The 17058-nt window shown below is 72.2% G+C and carries 19 protein-coding genes; 6 read left to right on the forward strand and 13 right to left on the reverse strand.

What is annotated here, in order from left to right; translation table 11 throughout:
- Positions 1–62: 62 nt before the first annotated feature.
- Both GE115_RS04520 and GE115_RS04525 read right to left on the reverse strand, forming a co-directional pair.
- Entirely contained in the window at positions 63–1217 is a 1155-nt protein-coding gene (locus GE115_RS04520) for an ABC transporter permease (protein WP_312854897.1), read from the reverse strand.
- Positions 1214–2098, reverse strand: a complete 885-nt coding sequence (locus GE115_RS04525; RefSeq protein WP_153683596.1) for an ABC transporter ATP-binding protein — start codon at positions 2096–2098, stop codon at positions 1214–1216. The genes GE115_RS04520 and GE115_RS04525 overlap by 4 nt, the downstream gene beginning before the upstream one ends.
- Positions 2099–2333: 235 nt before the next feature.
- Here GE115_RS04525 and GE115_RS04530 point away from each other — a divergent pair, with 235 nt between their 5' ends.
- Positions 2334–3779 carry an MFS transporter gene (locus GE115_RS04530; protein ID WP_153683908.1) on the forward strand — a complete coding sequence of 482 codons (1446 nt, stop codon included), beginning with the start codon at positions 2334–2336 and terminating at the stop codon, positions 3777–3779.
- Between the two features lie 8 nt (positions 3780–3787).
- Here the strand turns inward: GE115_RS04530 and GE115_RS04535 are convergent, their stop codons facing one another.
- The 5 genes from GE115_RS04535 to GE115_RS04555 all read right to left on the reverse strand — a co-directional run bounded on the left by GE115_RS04535 (position 3788) and on the right by GE115_RS04555 (position 7560).
- Positions 3788–4567, reverse strand: a complete 780-nt coding sequence (locus GE115_RS04535) for a response regulator (protein ID WP_153683597.1) — start codon at positions 4565–4567, stop codon at positions 3788–3790.
- Positions 4564–5976 (reverse strand): sensor histidine kinase, encoded by a 1413-nt coding sequence (locus GE115_RS04540; protein WP_153683598.1) that lies wholly within the window; start codon positions 5974–5976, stop codon positions 4564–4566. Before GE115_RS04540 ends, GE115_RS04535 begins: the two co-directional genes overlap by 4 nt.
- A gap of 140 nt (positions 5977–6116) precedes the next feature.
- Positions 6117–6683, reverse strand: a complete 567-nt coding sequence (locus tag GE115_RS04545) for a dihydrofolate reductase family protein (protein ID WP_153683599.1) — start codon at positions 6681–6683, stop codon at positions 6117–6119.
- Positions 6683–7177: an SRPBCC family protein gene (locus tag GE115_RS04550; RefSeq protein WP_246190540.1), complete on the reverse strand. Its 495-nt coding sequence runs from the start codon at positions 7175–7177 to the stop codon at positions 6683–6685. The genes GE115_RS04545 and GE115_RS04550 overlap by 1 nt, the downstream gene beginning before the upstream one ends.
- Complete coding sequence (locus tag GE115_RS04555) at positions 7174–7560, reverse strand: ArsR/SmtB family transcription factor (protein ID WP_153683600.1); 387 nt, start codon at positions 7558–7560, stop codon at positions 7174–7176. The genes GE115_RS04550 and GE115_RS04555 overlap by 4 nt, the downstream gene beginning before the upstream one ends.
- Positions 7561–7846: 286 nt before the next feature.
- Between GE115_RS04555 and GE115_RS04560 the strand changes: the two genes are divergently transcribed.
- A complete protein-coding gene (locus GE115_RS04560; protein ID WP_153683601.1) occupies positions 7847–9307 on the forward strand; it encodes an FAD-binding oxidoreductase in 1461 nt (486 codons plus the stop codon).
- Between the two features lie 125 nt (positions 9308–9432).
- Positions 9433–10020: a dihydrofolate reductase family protein gene (locus GE115_RS04565; RefSeq protein WP_153683602.1), complete on the forward strand. Its 588-nt coding sequence runs from the start codon at positions 9433–9435 to the stop codon at positions 10018–10020.
- On the opposite strand, the gene GE115_RS18735 is transcribed toward GE115_RS04565, so the two are convergent.
- The 5 genes from GE115_RS18735 to GE115_RS04585 form a co-directional block, all read right to left on the reverse strand.
- Positions 9986–10285, reverse strand: coding sequence for an alpha/beta fold hydrolase (locus GE115_RS18735; protein ID WP_246190541.1), 300 nt, complete (start codon positions 10283–10285; stop codon positions 9986–9988). The genes GE115_RS04565 and GE115_RS18735 overlap by 35 nt on opposite strands.
- A gap of 51 nt (positions 10286–10336) precedes the next feature.
- Positions 10337–10795 carry an alpha/beta fold hydrolase gene (locus GE115_RS18740; protein ID WP_246190542.1) on the reverse strand — a complete coding sequence of 153 codons (459 nt, stop codon included), beginning with the start codon at positions 10793–10795 and terminating at the stop codon, positions 10337–10339.
- A gap of 4 nt (positions 10796–10799) precedes the next feature.
- On the reverse strand, positions 10800–11501 hold the full coding sequence (locus tag GE115_RS04575; RefSeq protein ID WP_246190543.1) for a hypothetical protein: 702 nt from the start codon (positions 11499–11501) through the stop codon (positions 10800–10802).
- Between the two features lie 74 nt (positions 11502–11575).
- Positions 11576–12421 (reverse strand): PIG-L deacetylase family protein, encoded by an 846-nt coding sequence (locus GE115_RS04580; protein ID WP_172979697.1) that lies wholly within the window; start codon positions 12419–12421, stop codon positions 11576–11578.
- 122 nt (positions 12422–12543) lie between these two features.
- The gene (locus tag GE115_RS04585; RefSeq protein WP_153683604.1) at positions 12544–12930 is read right to left on the reverse strand and encodes a phage holin family protein; all 387 of its coding nucleotides are present in this window, start codon (positions 12928–12930) and stop codon (positions 12544–12546) included.
- Positions 12931–13051: 121 nt separating this feature from the next.
- On the opposite strand from GE115_RS04585, the gene GE115_RS04590 reads away from it, so the two are divergent.
- The 3 genes from GE115_RS04590 (at position 13052) to GE115_RS04600 (ending at position 16328) form a co-directional block, all read left to right on the forward strand.
- A complete protein-coding gene (locus GE115_RS04590) occupies positions 13052–14341 on the forward strand; it encodes an MFS transporter (protein ID WP_312854947.1) in 1290 nt (429 codons plus the stop codon).
- A 110-nt stretch (positions 14342–14451) separates the two neighbouring features.
- The gene (locus GE115_RS04595) at positions 14452–15471 is read left to right on the forward strand and encodes a hypothetical protein (RefSeq protein ID WP_153683606.1); all 1020 of its coding nucleotides are present in this window, start codon (positions 14452–14454) and stop codon (positions 15469–15471) included.
- Positions 15472–15566: 95 nt separating this feature from the next.
- Positions 15567–16328, forward strand: coding sequence for a DUF4232 domain-containing protein (locus GE115_RS04600; protein WP_172979698.1), 762 nt, complete (start codon positions 15567–15569; stop codon positions 16326–16328).
- Positions 16329–16370: 42 nt separating this feature from the next.
- On the opposite strand, the gene GE115_RS04605 is transcribed toward GE115_RS04600, so the two are convergent.
- Positions 16371–17036: an SDR family NAD(P)-dependent oxidoreductase gene (locus GE115_RS04605; protein WP_153683608.1), complete on the reverse strand. Its 666-nt coding sequence runs from the start codon at positions 17034–17036 to the stop codon at positions 16371–16373.
- Positions 17037–17058: the final 22 nt, after the last annotated feature.

The raw sequence follows: 17058 nt of genomic DNA on the forward strand, positions 1-17058 counted from the left end.
CTCCCATCCGCCGACTGGGAGCTCACGCGAGTCGCGCGAGCTCCCGGCGTCCGGCGATCGGGTCACCGCCCGCGCAGCGCCTCCATGAAGGGAACGCGGGCGCCCATGCGCAGCAGCGAATTGCGGTAGATGCGGTCGCCGATCAGCAGCGCGACGGCCGTCGTGCCGATGAGGATCGCGAGCGACAGCAGCGGCTCCCACCAGGCGGCCTGCTCCAGGAAGATGCGCATCGGCATGCCGACCGGTGCTGAGAACGGCACGTAGCTCATGACCGCGAGCACCGTCGGATTGTCGTTGAAGAAGATGATCAGGAAGTAGGGGATCATCACGAGCATCATCACCGGCATCGTCACCGAGCCGACGTCCTCGACGCGGGAGACGGTGGCCGCCGTCGCCGCGAACAGCGCCGACAGCAGCAGGAAGCCGAACGCGAAGAACACGATGAACCAGGCGACCGAGATGCCGAGTCCGCCGAGCAGGATCTGCTGCCCGGTGACGGCGAGGCCGAGGATCGCGATGACCGCGATGGCGACGACCTGGCCGAGGGCGAGCGCGGCGTTGCCGAGCACCTTGCCCGTGAGCAGGGCGCGGGCCGAGACGGTCGAGAGCAGGATCTCGACGATGCGGGTCTGCTTCTCCTCGACGACCGCCTGCGCGATCGTGGAGCCGAATGTGAGCGCGGCGAAGAAGAACACGATGCCGAAGCCGAACGCGACGAGGTAGGCCAGGCCGGCGTCGACCGGAGCCGGGTCGAGCACGGCGGCCGAGGGGTACGCCGCGAGCGCGCCCATGACGCCCTGCGGCTGCTGGTCGAGCCCGATGACGGTGAGGTCGGCGAGTTCGGAGGCCTCCGCCGGTGCGGTGGTCTCGATGCCCGCCGCGGCGACGGTCTCGCTCGGTGCGACGACGGCGTCGACGTCGCCATCGCGCAGGAGCTGCTCGGCGGCATCGAGATCGTCGGCCGGCACCCCCTCGAGCGTCGGTGCGGCCGCGACGACCTCGGATGCCGCGCCGACGACGGCGACCTTCGTCGGACCCTCCTGGCCGCCGAACAGCGAGCTCAGCACGACGCTCACGAGCACACCGGCCATGAGCACGAGCGTGGAGATGACGAACGCCTTGCTGCGCAGTTTGGTCGAGATCTCGCGCCCGGCGACGAGCCCGACGGAGTGGGCGAAGCGCGGCTCGCGCCGCTCGGTCTGCGTCTGCGTGCTCACTGCACGACCTCCTTGAAGATCTGGGCGAGCGTGGTCTGCTCGCGGGTGAAGCTGACGACGTCGCCGCGCGACACCGCCTCGGCGAGCACGGCCCGGCGGGAGGCATCCGAATCGGCTTCGAAGAGCGCCCAGCCGCCGTCGAACCCGACGACGTCGATGCCCGGGATGCCTCGGATCCAGCCCGCATCGCCGGAGGTCAGCAGTTCCCAGCGCTGCGAGCCGTGCTGCTCGCGCAGCTCGTCGCGCGAACCGGTCGCGCGGATGCGCCCGGCGGCGATGATCACGAGGTCGTCGCAGAGGCGTTCGACCACGTCGAGCTGATGCGACGAGAAGATCACGGGCGCGCCGGTGGCCGCGACATCGGCGAGTACGGCCTGCACGGTCTCGACGGCCATCGGGTCGAGGCCCGAGAACGGCTCGTCGAGCACGAGCACCTCGGGCCGGTGCACGAGGGCCGCCGCGATCTGCGCGCGCTGCTGGTTGCCCAGTGAGAGCGACTCGACCGTGTCGTTGAGCCGCTCGCCGAGGCCGAGGCGCTCGAGCAGCTCGGTCGCGTTGCGGCGCGCGGCCGCGGGAGTCCAGCCGTGCAGCCGCGCGAGATAGACCGTCTGCTCGAGGAGCTTCATCTTCGGGTAGAGCCCGCGCTCCTCGGGCATGTAGCCGAAGCGGCGGCGGTCGGCCGCGTCGACGGGCCGGCCGTCGATCGCGACGGTGCCGGCATCGGATGCCAGGACGCCGAGCGCGATGCGCATGGTCGTGGTCTTGCCGGCGCCGTTGCCGCCGACGAATCCGGTGAGGCGGCCGTCGCCGACCGCGAAGGTGACGTCGTCGAGCGCGAGGCGGTCGCCGTAGCGCTTGGTGATCCCGGTGAGTTCGAGCATGCCTTCACGGTACGGATGCCTCGGGCGCGAGGCATCCGTCGCCGGGCGGGTTTCCCGTCGCAGCGCCACGCCCGGCTCCGCCGTGCGGGGGATGGGGATGGCGGAGGCAGGATGACGACGCCGTCCGTCCGCTTCCGGGGTACCGGATGTCGGAGGCGCTGATTACCCTGACCGGGTGAGTGAAACCGAGGCTTCCGCACCTTCGCCGGGGTCGGTGGTGCCGCCCCCGAACGGCATGCGCACCTTCCTGCAGGTGCTCGTCAACACCGCGCTCGCGAACGTCACGACGAGCTTCCTGTGGTTCGCGTTGACCTTCTGGGTGTACCTCGAGACCCGGTCCGTGCTCGCCACCGGCATCATCGGCGGCGCATACATGCTGCTCATCGCGTTCTTCGCGATGCTGTTCGGGTCGATCGTCGACCGGCACCGCAAGCTCCAGGTGATGATCTTCTCGAGCCTCGTCACGCTCGGGTCGTTCATCATCGCCGGGGTGCTCTACCTGCTGCAGCCCGAGTCCGCCCTCGTCGACCTCGGCGGCCCGTGGTTCTGGGCGTTCTCCGGCATCATCCTGTTCGGCTCGGTCGTCGAGCACATGCGCAACATCGCCCTGTCGACCACGGTCACGCTGCTCGTGCCCGAAGAGCGCCACGCGAACGCCAACGGCATGGTCGGCACCGTGCAGGGCATCGCCTTCATCGTGACGAGCGTGTTCTCGGGCCTCGCGATCGGGCTGCTCGGCATGGGGTGGACCCTCGTCATCGCGATCGCCCTGACGCTGGTGGCGCTCGTGCACCTCTTCTTCCTGAAGGTGCCCGAGGAGCAGCCGGTGCCCGCCGAAGGCGAGCGCGCCTCGAACCTCGACTTCCGCGGCAGCGTGCGCGCCGTGCGCGCGGCGCCCGGCCTGTTCGCGCTCATCATCTTCTCGACGTTCAACAACCTCATCGGCGGCGTCTACATGGCGCTCATGGATCCCTACGGCCTGACTCTCTTCCCGGTCGAGGCCTGGGGGGTCGTGCTGGGCGTCACCGCGACGGGCTTCATCATCGGCGGACTCGTGATCGCGAAGTTCGGGCTGGGTGCGAACCCGATCCGCACGATGCTGCTCGTGGTGATCGCCATGGGTGCGCTGGGCGCGCTGTTCACGATCCGCGAGTGGTGGTGGCTGTACGCGCTCGGCATCTGGGCGTACATGTGCCTCATCCCCGCGGTCGAGGCCTCCGAGCAGACGGTCATCCAGAAGGTCGTGCCGTTCCGCCGGCAGGGCCGCGTGTTCGGCCTGGCGGCCGCGGTCGAGTCGGCGGCGGCCCCGGTCACGGCGTTCCTGATCGCGCCGATCGCCGAGTTCTGGATCATCCCCTACCTCGACACCGATGCCGGCCGGCAGGCCTGGGGCTGGGTGCTCGGCGAGGGAGAGGCGCGCGGCATCGCGCTGGTCTTCCTGTTCTCCGGCATCGCGATGATCGTGCTCGCGCTGCTCGCCTTCACGACGCGGTCGTACCGGGTGCTCTCGGCCGAGTACGCGGGCAACGAGGAGTCGGTGCCGCCGACCGGGGAGGACGCGACGGAGCGTGGCGCGGGCAGCGGCGAGGTGGACGTCACGTCCGCGGGTGACACTCCCGGCGAGGCCGATGCGTCAGCGGACGCCGCCTCCGGCGAGCCCGCCGGGCGGCCCGGCCGCTGACTCGCGGGCTACGAGCCCGCGCGCACCACGCCGTGCTCGTACGCGTAGACGACGGCGTGCACGCGGTCGCGCAGGCCGAGCTTCTGGAGCACCTTCGACACGTGCGTCTTGACCGTCGCCTCGCCGACCCAGAGCCGCTCGGCGATCGCGGCGTTCGAGATGCCCTGGGCGAGCAGTTCGAGCACCTCGCGCTCGCGATCGGTGAGGGTCGCGAGCTCGCTCGGGGCCGGCGTCGGCGCCGGCGCCGACGCATCCGACCGGCCGCTCCCGCCCCCGGCGGATCGACGGTCCAGTTCGGGTGGCTCCGTCGCGCCCGTTCCCGCCACAACTGGACGATCGATGGGCGCGACCGCCGCCCGACCGCGGGTCGCGGCTGCCGCGATGACCGCACGGGTCACGTCGGGCGACAGCAGCGCGTCGCCGCGGGCGACGACCTGTACAGCGTCGATGAGCTGCTCGGGGCTCGAGTTCTTCAGGAGGAACCCGCTCGCGCCGGCCTCGAGCGCCTGGAACAGGTAGTCCTCGCGGTTGAACGTCGTGAGCACCAGGACGCCGGGGCGTTCGGCCCGCTCGGCGACGATGCGGCGTGTGGCCTCGAGGCCGTCCATGCCCGGCATCTGCACGTCCATGCAGACCACGTCGGGGTCGAGCTCGGCGACGGCGTCGATCGCGGCCGCGCCGTCGGCGGCCTCGCCCACGACCTCGATGCCGGGCTCCGAGTCGAGGATCGTGCGGAACCCGCCGCGCACGAGCGCCTGGTCGTCGACGACGAGCACCCGGATGCTCATGCCGCCTCGTCACCGCGGCGCAGCGGCAGGGTCGCCCGCACGAGGTAACCCCCGCGATGCCGCGGCCCCGCCTCCAATGATCCGCCGACGGCGGCGACCCGCTCGCGCATGCCCACGAGCCCCAGCCCCCCCGAGCCGCTGCGTCCGGCCGCGCCCGCGCGGCCCGAGGCACCGGCCCCAGCGGCCGCACCGGCCCCAGCGGCCGCACCGGCCGCGTCGGCCGCGCCTGCGGCGCTCGCCCCGCCGGTCGAGCCGATGCCCGTGTCGGCCACCTCGACCTCGACGGTGCCCTCGTTCCAGCGCACGCGCACCTCAGCGGTCGCGGCGGCGCCGGCGTGCTTGCGCACGTTCGTCAGGGCCTCCTGCACGATGCGATACGCCGTCACCCCGACGGTGCCGCTGGTCTCCGTCGGCTCGCCGATCACGGCGAGGGTCGTGGCGAGGCCGCTCGCGGTCGATTCGTCGACGAGCGCCGCCAGCTGGTCGAAGGAACGCGCGGCCGGTTCGATCGGAGCGCGCTCGGCCGGGGCATTCGCCGCTGCCTCGACGGAGCCGTCGCGCAGGGTGCCGAGCAGTCCGTGCAGCTCGACGACGGCCTCACGGGCGCTCGCCTCGATCGCCGTGAGCGACTCGGCAGCCTGTTCGGGGTCGCGGGCGAGCACGCGCCGCGCCGCGCCGGCCTGCACACCGATGACCGAGACGTGGTGGGCGACGACATCGTGCAGCTCGCGAGCGATGCGCAGCCGTTCGATGGCGACGGCCTGCGCGCGGTTGCGCTCGCGTTCGGCGGCGAGTTCGGCGGTGCGCTGCTCGAGCGCGGCGCGCGAACGCGCCGAGCGGTAGGCGCTGTCGCCGAAGTACCAGGCCCCGCCGAAGTAGAGCACGTTGGTGATGAGGTTGATGAGGGCGTAGGCGACGTAGGGCGAGATCAGCCCGCCCTCGCGCGAGAGGTCGGGTAGGCGGTCGGGGATGTTCGACGAGACGATGAGGTCCCAGAACAGCCAGCCGATCATGCCGACGACGATCGCGCCGCGCACCACCTGGCTGACGCGACGGTGCCTGCTCCATGCGCCGACCGCGTAGATCGCCATGAACAGGTTGATGTTGCTGAACAGCAGGTCGCCCGACATGGTGAGCGCGCCGACGACGAACGTCACGCTGAGCACCACCGCGACGATCTCGGGCGCGACGCGGCGAGCGGCCAGCGGCAGCGACATGAGCGGGGCCCAGACGAGGCTCGTCCAGAACGGCTCGTCTTCGGCCCAGCCCGTCGCCCGGTACAGCGCGCAGCTCGCGATCGTGCCGGCCAGCAGCGCGACGGCGAGGATCGCATCGCCGCGCAGGCCGCGTCGGTCCGGCCTCGGCCGGACCCATTCGACGCCGTCGACGACGGGAGGTGCGCTGGTCACCACATCACGCTAGCCGGATGCCGCGGGCGGGGCATCCGCCGTGCGACGGATGCCCTGGCGACGGAGGCGACGGATGCCCCGGCGACGGAGGCGACGGATGCCCCGGCGACGGAGGCGACGGACGTCTCGCCCGCCCCCGCTCACCGCAACCGGTAGTGCAGCCCCACGTGCCCGCCCGGATGCGTCACCGCGTGGTCGAGCTCGAGCCGGCGCTCGCCGAGGTCGGGCGGCGTGAACGATCGTCCGGCTCCGATCAGCACGGGCACGATGCGCAGCCGCAGTTCGTCGACCGCGCCCGCGCGCAGCAGGTCGTCGGCGAGCGTGAGGCTGCCCCACACGATGAGGCCGCCGTCGATGCGGTCGGCGATCGCGCGTGCGGCGGCGACCCCGTCGCCCCGATGCACCTCGGCGTGTGCGTGCTCGCCCCACGGGGCATCCGTCAGCGTGTTGCTGACCACGTGCTTGTCGAGGCGCGCGATCGGCGTCGCGACCGGCTCGACCGCCGGATCGGCGGTCGGCCAGTACGCCGCGAACATCTCGTAGGTCACGCGGCCGAGCAGCATCGCGTCGACGTGCTCGAGCAGCTCGAGCTGGTCGGCGTCGGTCGCGTCGAACTCCTCGACGGACTCGAAGAACGCGATGCCGCCGTCGGGGTCGCTCGCGTAGCCGTCGGCGGTGACGATCTGCTCGACGATGATGCGCGCCATCAGGATGCGCCCTCGGGTGCGGTGCCCGACAGGTGCTCGCCGAGCAGGTCGAACGCCGAGCTCCAGCCGTCGTAGGCGTCGTCATCACCCGGCTGCGCGTCGACGCCGAGCACGTGGAAGAGCATCTCGGTGCGCTCGCCGTCGAGCTCGCGCAGCGTCACGGTGATGAGCGGGGCTGCGTCGGCGGGCTCGCCGGGCGATCCCCAGGTGAACACGAGCCGCTCGGGAGGCGTCACCTCGCGGTACTCGCCGGCCGTCGGGTACTCGCGCCCCTCGGGATCGACCATCGTGTAGGCGTAGCTGCCGCCCGGCCGCGCGTCGAGCGCGACGCTGCCCGGCTTGATCGTGATGTCGCGCGGATGCCACCACTCGGCGGCATCGGCCTGCTCGGTCCAGGCGCGCCAGACGAGCTCGCGCGGGGCGTCGAAGACGCGGGTGATGGTGAACTGGGCGGTCGCGGTGCGCTCGCTCATGGTGGTACCCCCTTCGGTCATGGTGTTTCCTTCGGTCGGCCGGGTGCGCCGCCCTGCGGTGCGGCCCGCTCGGCCGAGCGCTTCACTCGACGCAGGTGCTCGTCGAGCAGGTCGAACCGCTCGTTCCACTCGCCGCGGTGGCGGTCGACCCATTCGGATGCCTCGTCGAGCGGTTCGGTGCGCAGGGTGCAGGTGCGCCACTGCGCGTGGGCGGTGCGTTCGATGAGCCCGGCGCGCTCGAGCACCTTGAGGTGCTGCGAGATCGCGGGGCGGCTCATCGCGAACGGCTCGGCCAGTTCTCCGACGGTCGCCGGCCCGGCCGCGAGGCGGGAGAGCATCGCGCGCCGGGTCGGGTCGGCGAGCGCCTGGAAGACCAGGCTGAGGTCGTCGACGGCACCGCCCATGTAAGCAACTCCTTATGTAACGATTCGCTTACGCTACGCCGACGCGCGGGCGAAGTCAACGGCTGCGCCGAGAAAACGGGGAGGCGCCGAGAAAACGGGGTGTCGCCGAGAAAACAGGGGCGCGCCGAGAAAACAGGGGCGCGCCGAGAAAACGGGGTGTCGCCGAGAAAACGGGGTGTCGCCGAGAAAACAGGATGAGACGCATCGCAGGGCCGAATACGGACCTCCGGCACGTCTCATCCTGCGAATTCGAGCGCTCCGCGCGCAGGACTACGCTCGATGCATCATGGATGCGCGATCTTCGGATGCCCCGCCTGCGCCGGATGCCCCCATCCGCCTCGAGCCGACCGAGCCCGAATCGATCGATCTCGGCGCCGCGCGGTCGGCACTCGCCGTGCTGCTGCCCGCCGACCGGGTGAGCCTCGACCCCGCGGTGCTGGCCGAGTACGCGCACGACGACGCCGAGTGGGCCGATTTCGCCGAGTCCGTGGCCGTGGTGTTCGCCGAGTCGGTCGACGACGTGGTCGCCGTCGTGCGTTTCGCCGCGGCATCCGGTCTCTCGGTGGTACCGCGCGGCGCGGGCACCGGCCTCTCGGGCGGTGCGAACGCGTCGGCCGGCGCGATCGTGCTCTCCCTCGAGCGGATGACCCGCATCGTCGAGGTGAACCCGGCCGAGCGGTACGCGGTCGCCGAGGCCGGCGTGATCAACGACGACCTGCGACAGGCGGTCGCCGCCGTGGGGCTCTGGTATCCGCCCGACCCGGCGAGCTACCGCATCTCGACGATCGGCGGCAACGCCGCGACGAACGCGGGCGGCATCTGCTGCGTGAAGTACGGCGTGACGCGCGACTACGTGCTCGGCATGCGCGTCGTGCTCGCCGACGGCTCGGTCGTCGACCTCGGCCGGCGCACGGCGAAGGGCGTGACGGGCTACGACCTCACCGCGCTCATGATCGGCAGCGAGGGCACGCTCGGCATCATCGTCGAACTGATCCTGAAGCTGCTGCCGCTCGCGGGTCGCGAGGAGCGCGCCGTGGTCGGATCGTTCGGCTCGCTCGAGGACGCGGGCCGCGCCGTCGCGGCGATCACCTCGGCCGGCGTCGTTCCCTCGGCACTCGAGCTCATCGACCGGACGTGCATCGAGGCGGTCGACGCGTGGCAGCACCTCGGCCTGCCGCACGGCGCTGACACGATGCTGCTCGCGACCGTCGACGAGCCCGGTGCCGTCGGCGCCGAGCGGGCCGACGCGGTCGCCGCGCTCATGCGCGACGCGGGAGCCCTCGGCGTCGAGCGCGGCGCGTCGCCCGAGGAGGTCGACCGACTCTTCCTCGCCCGGCGGCTCGCGTACCCATCGCTCGAGCGCCTGGGCCCGGTGCTCACCGAGGACATCTGCGTGCCGCGTTCGGCGGTGCCCGAGATGCTCGCCCGCATCCAGCGGGCCGCCGCCGATCACGACGTCGTGATCGCGAACATCGCCCACGCGGGCGATGGCAACCTGCATCCGCTGATCATCGCGCCCGAGGGCGACGACGCGGCGAAGGCCCGGGCGAAGCTCGCCTTCGACCGCATCGTCGACGACTGCCGTGCGCTCGGCGGCACGGTCACGGGCGAGCACGGGGTCGGGCTGTTGAAGCTGCCGGGAGCGCGCGAGGAACTCGGCGAGCGGGTGCTCGGGATGCACCGTGCGATCAAGGACGCCCTCGATCCGCGAGGCGTGCTGAACCCGGGCAAGGCGTTCCCGGAATAGGGCGCCCGCTTGCGCGTCGGTCCCGCGCGTTACAGTGTGTGCGACCGGGCGCCGATGGCGGCGCCGGCCGTCGTCAGGGCGCGTTCGCGGCGCTCGCGGCGGCCCGCATCGAAGGGGGCACCGCGATGAGAACACTCCGATACTCGATCAACGTCACGCTCGACGGCTGCTGCCATCACGAGGCGGGGCTGCCGCCCGACGAGGAGTCGATGCGCTACTGGACCGCCGAGATGGAGCGGGCCGACGCCCTGCTCTTCGGCCGGGTGACCTACGAGATGATGGAGGCCGCCTGGCGCAGACCGGCCACGGGAACCTGGCCGGACTGGATGGAGGAGTGGGAGATCCCGTTCGCCGAGGCCATCGACCGGGCCGAGAAGCACGTCGTCTCGGGCACGCTCGACCGCGTCGATTGGAATGCCGAGCTGGTCCGGGGCGACCTGGCGGAGGCCGTCCGGCGGCTCAAGGAGCAGCCGGGCGAGACCCTGTGGGTCGGTGGCGTGACGCTGCCCGTCGCGTTGGCCGACCTGGGGCTGATCGACGAGTACGAGTTCCTCGTGCAGCCGGTCCTCGCCGGGCACGGGCCGACGCTGCTCGGCGGCATGCACGAGCGCATCAAGCTCGAACTCGTGGACCGCAGGGAGTTCCGGTCGGGCGTCGTCGCCCAGCGATACCGGCCCGTCAGCGCGCCAGCCACTCCAGCAGCCCGCGGTTGAACGCGGCGGGCTGCTCCATGTTGGTCGCGTGACCCGCGCGCTCGATCACGGCCGAGTGCGCGAGCGGATTGAGCGCGGCCGAGGCCGCCGCGTGCGTGGCCGGCCACAGCTCGCTCTCGGCGCCGGCGACGAAGAGGGCGGGCACGTCGGCCGCGGCGACGACCTCGCGCCAGTCGCGCTTCGCATGGTCGTTCAACAGCTCGAGCTCGGCCGCGGTGAACTCGCGGTCGGCCGCCGACGGCCGCATCGCGAGCAGCAGCCGCACGATGCGCGCGACCCCCTTCGACCGCAGCGTGTACCGGCCGGGGTCGGGGATCTAGGTCGCGAAGAAGGTGTCGGCGTTCGAGTCGTCGTAGTCGTAGAACCCGTGCGGCCAGTCGGGCGCGTTACGCATCCTCGGCGTCTGGTCGACGATCACGACGTCGCGCACGCGCGCCGAGCCCGTCGCGGCGAGCATCGCCCAGATCGCGTTGCCGCCCATCGACCCGCCGACGAGTGTGGCGTCGTGCAGGTCGAGGGTCTCGAGCAGGTCGCGGAGGTCCTTTCCGTGCCGGGTCATCGTGTGGCTTCCTGCGGGGCCGACGTCGGATGCCCCGTGCCCGCGCCGGTCGAAGGCGATCACCCGGTACCCGGCCTTCGCGAGCGGCTTCACCTGCGATCGCCAGGTCGTTGCCGCGGCCTTGAACCCGGCGATGAGCACGACCGGCCGACCGGCGGGATCGCCGAAGGCTTCGAAGTGCAGGCGAGTGCCGTCGGAGGCGGTGAGGTCGGGCATGGGCTCAGATCTTCACGGGGTAGGTGAGCAGGATGACGACTCCCGCGATCGCGACGACGATCGCGAGCCCGAGCAGGGTCCGGGTGACCCACGGCTGCAGGTCGCGTTGCGACATGGCGGTGAGGAACAGCACGAGCGCGAACAGCACGGTCAGGATCGAATAGTTGTCGCCGCGCTGGTTGTTCTCGAGCGCGGTCTGGAACCGCTCGTCGGCGCGTGCGTTGAGGTCGGCCGCCTCCTCAGTGCCGGGCGGCACGTACTCCTCGAGCACGAACGGTCCCCGGGCTTCCCGGCCACCCGCGTCCCACGCGTCGAACGCGACGCGGAACTCGGGCGTGAACCGCTCCTCGATGTACTCGATCAACGCGGTGTCGCCGCGCTGGTTCGCGAGCACCCACTCGACCCAGATCGCCTGGTCGTTCGCTCGCGCGTCGCGCGCCTGACTCGAATAGTCGGCCGCTTGCACGCGGGCACTCGAGGCCTGGCTGAAGGCGATCGACATCTCGCCGCCCCACTTCGACGACTGGAATCCGCACCACGCCGTCAGCACGGCGACCGTCGAGAGCAGGAACACCGCGACCGCGTCGATGATCCGCTGGCGGATCACGTCGCCGCGATCGGGTGCGCCGGCAGGCGCCGCACCGTTCGTGGATGCCTCGTCGTGAGCGGATGCCTCGGCGGCGGCGCTGGCGGATTCCCCGGTCATGCTCCGATCATGGCCGATCCCGGGCGCGTCGGCGCGAGGCATCCATCGCATGTCGCGCATGACCCGTCGCGCGATCAGCGGATCGGGTCCTCGGAGAGGTCGCGCACGGAGTAGAACTCCTGGTCCCAGAGCAGGTACGTCAGCCAGTTCGGCAGCAGGTACGACTCCTGCATGAAGTTCGCCTGCGAGGCGTGGATGCTCCAGCCCTCGTGCTTCTTCTGCGGCTCGGCGCTCATCGCGAGGTCGGGCTTCGGCTGGTGCTCGACCACGAAGGCGCCCGTCTCGCCGCCGAACATCGAGAGCGCGGTCGAGGGGCTGATCGTGTAGACGAGGTGCGTCGGGCCGGAGTAGGCGCCGTCGGATGCCGCGAGCTCGGCGATCGCCCGTTCGGTGATCTCGCCCATGCGCATGTGGTCGGCGTGGCCGGTCGCGCCGGACTCCGGCCAGAAGCCGACGACGACGTCGGGCTTCACGCGCTCCATCTCGGCGACGACGCGGTCGACGAGCTCCTGCTCGTCGACGTCGGGCACGCCGCCGTCGGGGTAGTCCCAGACGACATGGCGGTCGACGCCGAGGTTCCAGCTGTTCTTCAGCGCCTCAGCCGTCCGGATTTCGGCGAGGTCGGACTGGCGGCCGACCTGCGGCGACTGCTCGCCGGCCTCGCCGGGGGTCGCCGTGATCATCGCGGTGTACGCGCCGTCGTCGCGCTTGGCGCGCCAGAACAGGCCGTTGACGGTCTGCTCGTCGTCGGGGTGCGCGAAGACGCCGAGGACGCGGGTGCCGCCGAGCTCGCCGATGACGGAGTCGACGCCGCGGGCGGTCGGTTCGTGGAAGAGGTGGCGGCCTGCCCAGTAGACCCCGCCGACGAGGGCGGCGAGCAGGGCTGCGGCGACGATGAGCGCGACGGTGCGCTTGCGCATGGGGGGATGCTCCGGTTCGGGTTCGGCGGCCTCGGGGCTGGCCGCGCAGAGCATGCTAACCCGTCCTGGAACCGATGCCGAATCCTGCTCGGTTTCGCGCGGCCGCCGAGGGCCGCGGCGACTCAGCGCGCGCGATTGGCCTCGGGCCTGGGCACGAGGTACTTCGCGGCGAGCCAGCCGATGATGGCGGTCACCACCCACACGACCACCGCGGCCAGGATCCACGCGCCGACGCCGTCGAAGCTGAGCCCGTCGGAGAGGAGCGTCGCCAGCCACAGTGCGAGGAACGTCGACAGCAGCCCGGCGATGCCGGCGATGGTCGGCGCCGAGCGCTGGAACAGGCGGTCGACCAGCCAGGCGATGAGCGCCTGCGCGACGGCGAACACGATGATCGCGAACAGGAATCCGGCCAGGTGCACGTGGAAGCCGGGGATCAGGAGCGAGGCGATGAACAGGCCGAGCGCCGCGGAACCCAGGAACACCGCGAGCCGGATCAGGAGGCGCATCATGCCCGGAGACTACTGCGGAAGCGGGGCATCCGTTGCCGTGGCATGCCGGAGGGAGGAACATGGCCCCGGGGGTGGCAGGGTGCCCGAGAACGCAGACGCAGCAACCGGCGCCGGCGCCGGCGTGAACCGCGGGGCGCGCCGCGTGCAGGCGGTGTACTTCACGCTGCTGACCGGCAACACGCTCGCGGCATCCTTCATCTGGGGCGTGAACACGCTGTTCCTGCTCGACGCGGGGCTCTCGAATCTCGAGGCGTTCGCGGCGAACGCGTTCTTCTCGCTCGGCATGCTCATCTTCGAGGTGCCGACCGGCGTCGTCGCCGACACGCTCGGCCGCCGGGTGTCGTACCTGCTCGGCACGGTCACCCTCGCGGCGACCACCGTGCTCTACTACCTCCTCTGGGTGGTCGAGGGGCCGTTCTGGGCGTGGGCGGTCGTGTCGGTGCTGCTCGGGCTCGGCTTCACGTTCTTCTCGGGTGCGGTCGAGGCGTGGCTCGTCGATGCCCTGACCGCGACGGGGTACCGCGGCGACCTCGAGCGCGTGTTCGGGCGCGGACTCGCGGTGTCGGGCGCCGCGATGTTCGTGGGCTCGCTCGCCGGCGGCGCGCTGGCGCAGCTCACGAACCTGGGCGTGCCGTTCCTCGTGCGCGCCGGCATCCTGGTCGTGATGTTCGTCGTGGCGGCGCTCGTCATGCGAGACCTCGGCTTCACGCCCGAGGGACGCGCGCATCCGATCCGCGCAACGAAGGAGGTCGTCCGTGCGTCGCTGAAGTACGGCCTCGGCGTGAGGTCGGTACGGTACGTGATGTTCGCGTCCTTCTTCACGAGCGGTGTCGGCTTCTACGTCTTCTACGCGCTGCAGCCCTACCTCGTCGAGCTCTGGGGCGACGCGGGCGCGTACTCGATCGCGGGCCTCGCGGCGGCCATCCTGTCGGGGTCGCAGGTCATCGGCGGCTGGATGGCGCCCTGGGTCCGCAACCGCTTCCGCAAGCGCACGACGACCATCATCCTGAGCCTCGTCGTCAGCACGGGGGTGCTCGTCGCACTGGGACTCACCCGCAGCTTCTGGGTCGCGCTCGTGCTGCTCGTCGTCTGGGGTCTCGTCGATGCGGCGGCCGGCCCCGTGCAGCAGGCGTACCTCAACGACATGATCCCGTCGCGCCAGCGCGCGACGGTGCTCTCCTTCGACTCGCTGCTCGGGTCGTCGGGCGGTGCGGTGATCCAGCCGGTGCTCGGCCGCTCTGCCGACCTCTGGGGATACCCCGGCTCGCTCGTGCTGAGCGGGGCGTTCCAGGTGCTCGCCGTGCCGTTCCTCTGGCTGAGCCGGCGGCAGCAGGCGCCGGCGGACGTCTCGGCCGGCGGTGCACTCGACGCGCCGACGGATGCCGCCGTGCCCGACGGGCCGTTGCCGTAGGCGGGCATCCGTCGACCCTCGCCGGTGGCCCGCGAACCTCGCATAGACCGGGCGTCACCGTTCCGGCTACCCCCCTTGCGGGGGACAACGAGTCCGCCTAGGGTTGCCGGATGTCCGAGCCCATGCACCGGCGTCGCCCCGTCCCCGGGCGGCACCGGCAGTGGACCCGGGTTCTCCGCGAACGGGCCGCCCTCATCGGCGGCGGGTTCGCGGTCGTCGCCCTCTGCGCCGCGGGCGTCGGGCTCGGAGCGTACGCCGCGATCGGCGAGGGTGCCAGGCCAACCACGGTCGACGGCACGACCGGCATCGCCGCGCCGCCGAGCCCGACGTCGGGCGAGGGCGAGGGGGCCGGCGCCGAAGACGGCTCGCTCGAGACGACGCCGCTGCCCGAGGCATCCGGGCCGCCCGCATCGGCGCAGCCGTCGCCGAAGCCGTCGCCCGGGCCCACCCCACCGCCGACGCAGGGCAAGCCGCAGCAGCCGTCGCCGAACCCCGACCCGACCGACCCCAGGTCGGCGAAGTACAACCCGTACGTCACGCCGGGGGATCCGGCCTTTGTCACCGATGACGCGAAGCGCGCATGGCTCGGCCGCCAGGCGGTCATCCGCGAGTGCATGGCCGCCGCCGGGTTCTCCTACCTCGAATGGCAGTGGTGGTTCGGCGGAAGCCCCATGCCACCCAACCTCGATACCGACGCCCAGAACTCGTGGATGAGCGCCCTCCGCGGCGAGGCCCTCGCCGACCCCGAGGTCGGCTGGGACCGGGCCGGGTGCGAGGGGCAGGCCCAGCACGCCGCCGACGAGGCCGAGGCGGCCGGAACGCCGTTGACCGCCGAACTGCTGCCGATGCCCGACGGGCCGACGCCGCGCGAACGCTGGCTCGAGTTCCAGGACGCCGTGCGCACGTGCATGGCCGACGCGGGCCACGAGTACCGGTACTGGGAATTCTGGAACCCCGAGTACGCCGGCGACGGCGGCCCGGCTGCGATGCCTCCGGGGCTCGACGACGCGGCGCGCGCGGCCTGGAACACGGCCGCCTTCGGATCCCCCGACGGGGGCGACGGGTCCCTCGACACCGGCGGATGCTGGACGATCGGCGCCGACCGGACCGCCTACAGCGAGTGGAGCTGACCGGGCCGCATCAGGGCTGCCCCTCTTCCCCCGGTGCTGTGGGCATCACTACCATGGGGCCACCGTGCCGCCGCTGGCCGGGGGAAGAGGCACGGATGCCACGCACGAACGGTCTCGTCATCGGCCTGCTCGCCGCCGTACTCCTGGCGGGATGCGCTGCGGCGCCCGGCGGGGACGCACACGACGCCGACGGCGCCGGCCACGCGCCGGTCGCCTCGGCCGTCGCCGTCGGCTCGATCGACTCATCGGTGACGTTCCGCGATCGGTGGGTTCGCCCGCTCCCGCCCGTCCTGCCGGCAGCCGCGGAGGCGCCGGCCGGCCCAGCGGTCGGCGCGACGTCGGCGGACGCCGACGCCCCCGCCGGCGCGGCCGTCTCCGACGATGCGGCGTCGCGGTCCGACGCGCCGGATGCGGTGTCCGGGGCATCCGGCGGGGAGGTGCCGCACTGCCTCGACGAGAACCTGCGCGGCGAGTACGTCGCCCGGCCGCACGACTCGGGCGCCGGTCAGTTCTTCGGCGACCTCGTGTTCTCCAACCTCTCGCCTGAGACCTGCTGGCTCCGCGGCTGGCCGGGTCTCGTCGCGGAAGACGCGGACGGCAACCGGCTCGGCTGGCCGGCAGGGGCCGAGGGCACCGACTGGGAGTACCTCGAGCTGGCGCCGCACGGCGGCCGCGCGGTCGCGCTGCTGCACGGCTCGCAGCCGGGCGCGTACGGGTGCCCCGAGACGACGTCCACGCGTCTGCGCGCGTTCATCACGTCTGATGGTGCCGGTGCAGGGATCCCGATCGACGTCGCGCTCCCGGTCTGCGCTGACAGCACCTCCACGCTCGGCGTCGGCCCGCTGCTCGCGGGCTGACCGGCTGACCGGCGCGTCGGCCGCCGACCGCGCGCCGCCGCCTCAGCCGCCGAGCACCGCGACGGTGCCGTTGAGCTCGGCGGCAGGGGCATCCCACATGGCGACGACGGATGCCGCGAGCCGGTCTTCGAGGCCGCCGAGCGAGCCGACGCGGAAGACGACCGACGCCGCCCGCCCGTCGGACTGCGCGAACGCGTGCGCGAGCGAGCGCATCCACGACTCGCTCGCCGCCTTCACCGCCGTGTAGTTCGCGCTCGCGGCGCTCGGGTGCTCGACGGTCGTCGATGACACGATCGTGATGCGCCCGGCCTCCGAGCGCACGAGGTCGTCGAAGAAGGCCCGGCTCACGTGCCGCAGCGCCGTGAACGAGCGCTCGAGGAAGCGGTAGTCCTCGTCGGTCTGGCCGAGGATGCCGCCGCCGCCGCGCCACCCGCCGACGAGGTGCACGACCCCGTCGAGGTCGCCGACCCGCGCGTGCACGCGCATCGCGAGCTCGAGCACCTGGTCGCCGTCGGCGAGGTCGGCGACCTCGCCGACGACGCCGGGCACCTCGCGCTCGAGCGCCTCGATGCGACCCGCATCGCTCCCGACGACGACGACGCGCGCACCCGCATCGACGAGGGCGCGCGCGACCGCGTGGCCCGCGACGCTCGTCGCGCCGGCGATGAGCACGGTGCGGCCGTCGAGGTCGGTGGGGTGGTCGGTCATGTCGGCTCCTCCGGAGTGGTTC

This window comes from Agromyces agglutinans, assembly GCF_009647605.1.
In the GTDB taxonomy this organism is placed as follows: domain Bacteria; phylum Actinomycetota; class Actinomycetes; order Actinomycetales; family Microbacteriaceae; genus Agromyces; species Agromyces agglutinans.